Source organism: Helicobacter salomonis (assembly GCF_900197775.1).
Lineage (GTDB): Bacteria > Campylobacterota > Campylobacteria > Campylobacterales > Helicobacteraceae > Helicobacter > Helicobacter salomonis.
Genome location: NZ_FZMA01000061.1, coordinates 1 through 3,518, shown reverse-complemented (window position 1 = coordinate 3,518; position 3,518 = coordinate 1). Strand labels below are relative to the sequence as shown.

At 49.3% G+C, this 3,518-nt stretch carries 5 protein-coding genes; 2 read left to right on the top strand and 3 right to left on the bottom strand.

From position 1 onward, the window contains the following. Positions 1–26: 26 nt before the first annotated feature. From nusB to kdsA, 3 genes are read right to left on the bottom strand one after another with little or no spacing between them, the layout of a single operon-like run. Positions 27–434: a transcription antitermination factor NusB gene (gene nusB / locus C6H04_RS07700; RefSeq protein WP_104695279.1), complete on the bottom strand. Its 408-nt coding sequence runs from the start codon at positions 432–434 to the stop codon at positions 27–29. Next, the gene (ribH, locus tag C6H04_RS07695) at positions 434–907 is read right to left on the bottom strand and encodes a 6,7-dimethyl-8-ribityllumazine synthase (protein ID WP_104695280.1); all 474 of its coding nucleotides are present in this window, start codon (positions 905–907) and stop codon (positions 434–436) included. Before ribH ends, nusB begins: the two co-directional genes overlap by 1 nt. Next, positions 907–1,734 (bottom strand): 3-deoxy-8-phosphooctulonate synthase, encoded by an 828-nt coding sequence (gene kdsA, locus C6H04_RS07690; protein ID WP_104695284.1) that lies wholly within the window; start codon positions 1,732–1,734, stop codon positions 907–909. Before kdsA ends, ribH begins: the two co-directional genes overlap by 1 nt. 80 nt (positions 1,735–1,814) lie before the next feature. On the opposite strand from kdsA, the gene pyrF reads away from it, so the two are divergent. Both pyrF and panC read left to right on the top strand, forming a co-directional pair. Next, positions 1,815–2,522 carry an orotidine-5'-phosphate decarboxylase gene (pyrF, locus tag C6H04_RS07685; RefSeq protein WP_104732815.1) on the top strand — a complete coding sequence of 236 codons (708 nt, stop codon included), beginning with the start codon at positions 1,815–1,817 and terminating at the stop codon, positions 2,520–2,522. Next, a complete protein-coding gene (gene panC / locus C6H04_RS07680; protein ID WP_104732814.1) occupies positions 2,500–3,312 on the top strand; it encodes a pantoate--beta-alanine ligase in 813 nt (270 codons plus the stop codon). Before pyrF ends, panC begins: the two co-directional genes overlap by 23 nt. Positions 3,313–3,518 lie beyond the last annotated feature (206 nt).

The following is a 3,518-nucleotide window of genomic DNA, read 5'->3' as shown; positions in this document are numbered from 1 at the left end:
GTCTTTGGTGGGTGGTTCACCCAGCTCTAGTTACGAGGGTGTTGTTTACACAGCGCGTCTAAAATCGCATTGATAAGCTTGGGTGCGTTGTCCTCCCCATAGATTTTAGAGAGTTCAATCGCCTCATTGATCACTACAACTGGGTTCGTGGGCGTGTGTAAAATTTCATAAGCCCCCAAGCGCAAGATTGCCCTTTCCATGCACCCCATGCGCGCCAAATCCCAATCTTTTAAAAGTGGTGCTAGGACATGATCTAGGGCCTTCATGTTTTTTAATGTGCCCTCTAAGAGTTCTAGGGCAAAGCGTTGCTGGGCGTTTCTGATTTTCTTTCGGGCTAAAAAATCGGGAGCTTTTTGTAGCACCGCCTCATTCCCACTTTCATAGGCATAAAGCAAGCCCACCACCGTCTCTCTAACCTGACTGCGAGTCGCCATTAAAGTTGCGGATATAGATTGAGTAATTCGATCAAGGTCTGCATGGCTTCAAAGCCCTTATTGCCCACCTTACTCCCTGCGCGCTCCAAAGCTTGCTCAATACTATCAGTGGTGAGTAGACCAAAGCTCACGGGCAAGCCATACTTTAATGTGGTGTTGGCAATGCCCTTGGTGGCTTCCGCGCTCACATAGTCAAAATGCGGGGTTGCGCCTCGAATCACCGCCCCTAGCACACACACCCCATCGTAATTTTTAGAACCCAAGAGCCTATCCAATACAAAGGGCAATTCATAAGCCCCGGGCACTCTCACCACGCTCAAGCGCGCTAAATCCCCCCCGTGTCGCTTGAAGTTATCCAGCGCGCCTTCTACCAAGCGATCGCTCACCAAATGGTTAAAGCGCGAGGCCAAAATAGCGACTCTCTCATCTCCCTTGAGGCATAATTTGCCCTCAAGACTTTTAAACTCTTGCATTAAAATCCTTTATTACATTGCCATGTATGCAAAGTGAGCAAATCCTCCACCAGAGGTGCTAATTGCGCCGTGGGGATCATATTAGGCCCATCACTGAGTGCATTCTCAGGGGTCAAATGGGTCTCCATGAAAAATCCATCCACGCCCACCACCGCGCTAGCCCGCGCCAAATAAGGCACAAAAGAGCTATCCCCCCCACTCTTCCCCTGCGCCCCCCCGGGCATTTGCACGCTATGAGTGGCATCAAAGATCACGGGCGCAAAGGCACGCATAATGACCAAAGAACGCATGTCTACCACCAAATTCCCATAGCCAAAACTCGCACCCCTCTCGCACAAATAAATCCCATGTTCCAAGCAGGCTTCATAAGTAGAGGTCTTGTAGGCACTCCTAGCGCGGGTGTTTAGAGCCTTGAGCGCGCTGTACTGCATGTCTTTGGGGTGCATAAACTGCCCCTTTTTGATATTTAGAGTGCGCTGGGTTTGGGCCGCAGCTACGATCAAATCGGTTTGACGGCATAGGAAGGCGGGGATTTGCAAGACATCAACCACTTCAGCCACAGCCCCCGCCTGCGCACTCTCATGGATGTCTGTGAGGAGTTTATAACCAAACTTAGATTTGATGCTATCTAACATTTGCAAACCCTTTGTAAGTCCGGGTCCACGATAGCTCTCCAAGCTGGTACGATTCGCCTTGTCAAAACTAGCTTTGAAGTAAAAATCAATGCGCGGGTCGTTGGCTAGAGGCTTTAGGGCTTGGGCGATAGACTCCAGCATGGGCATATCCTCAATCACGCAAGGACCGGTGATGAGCACGCATTTAGGAATTGACAAACTCTTATCCTTAAGTTTATGTATAATGGCGCATTGTAATTAGTTTTTGCTGAAAATACCACAAGGGAACATGTATGCAACTATGTTTGGCACTGGATTTACCCGATAAACAAGCGTGTTTAAAGCTATTGACGCAAGTCAAGGGCCTAGACCTGTGGGTGAAGTTGGGCTTAAGGGGATTTGTGCGCGAAGGCCCTAGGTTTGTGCAAGAAATCCAAGAGATGGGCTTTAAGACCTTTTTAGACTTAAAATTGCATGACATCAACTACACCATGCAGGAAGCCGCGCTAGAGTGCGCCAAGTTGGGCGTGGACATGATCACTTTACATGCAAGCGCGGGGGCTACTGCCCTTAAAAGCGTGGTAGAAAAAATGCGCACTCTGCCCAAAGCACCCCTGCTCATGGGAGTAACCATTCTCACCAGCTTAGACTCTCAGGAGGTGGAGCAAGTTTACCATGCCCCCCTGCAAGAACAGGCCCTGCATTTAGCCCAGCTTTGTTTTACAAGCGGGCTAGATGGGGTGGTTTGCTCGGTCTTTGAGAGTGAGGCCATCAAACAGGCCACTAGTTCCCATTTTCGCACCCTAACCCCAGCCATCCGCCCCTTTGCCCATGTCCAAGATGATCAAAAACGCGTGGGCAATTTGCAAGATGCTTTTAGAGCTAGGGCAGATTTTATTGTCATAGGCCGCCCCATTTACAACAACCCTAAGCCTTCAGAGATCACATCCCAAATTTTAGAACAGATGAGAGGTTCCCATGCAAGTATGCACGAAAGCTAGCCAACTAATCCCTTTATGGGGCAAAGAAATTGGTTTTGTGCCCACGATGGGCGCATTGCACCCCGGGCATGCTAGTTTAATTGAGCAAGCTAAAGCACAGAACGATTTTGTCGTGGTGTCTATCTTTGTCAACCCCACCCAATTTGGCCCCAATGAGGATTACCAAGCCTACCCTAGAACTCTGCAAGCGGATTTAGAACTTTGTGAAAGCTTGGGCGTGGATGTGGTCTTTACCCCAGAGCCCGCGCAGATTTACCCCCTCGCTCAAGGGATTACACTCCAACCCCCCGCCTTTCTGCTAGGCTACGAAGCGGATGCTCGTCCTAAACATTTCGAGGGGGTGTTGCAGGTGGTGCTCAAACTCTTTAACTTGGTGCGCCCCAAACGGGCGTATTTTGGGCAAAAAGATGCCCAACAACTCCTCATTATCCAACACATGGTCGCCGATCTCTTTTTAGACATAGAAATCGTGCCCTGCGTCATTGTGCGCGATTATGATGGTTTGGCGTTAAGCTCGCGCAATGCCTACTTAAGTCCAGAAGAGCGTTTGAGCGCGCGCAAACTCCCCCAAGCCTTAAACAGCATACAAGAGGCGATTATCAAGGGAGAGCGCGATAGTGTCAAACTCGTAAAATTAGGTTTAGAAGTGTTGCAAGGGCTCAAGGTGCACTACCTGAGTGTGTGCGACCGCCAGTTAGCCCCTCTAGCCCAAGTGCAACCCAACCAAACCCTCATTTTATGTGCTGTGCAAGTGGGACGGGTGCGCCTGCTAGATAATTTATGGGAGTGAGATGAAGCAAGAGGTGTTTAATATGCTAGAATTTTTACTATTCATAGAGTGGGGCATCCACTCTTGGAGTAGAAGTCGTAAGACCCACTTGTGGGCAGACTTTGATGATACCAGAATTCCCTAGCTTTAGCTATGGGGGGTATGTCAATCGCTGATTCTAGGCAAAGTGATCCCGCTTTGATGCTGATACTTGCCCTGTTTGTCTT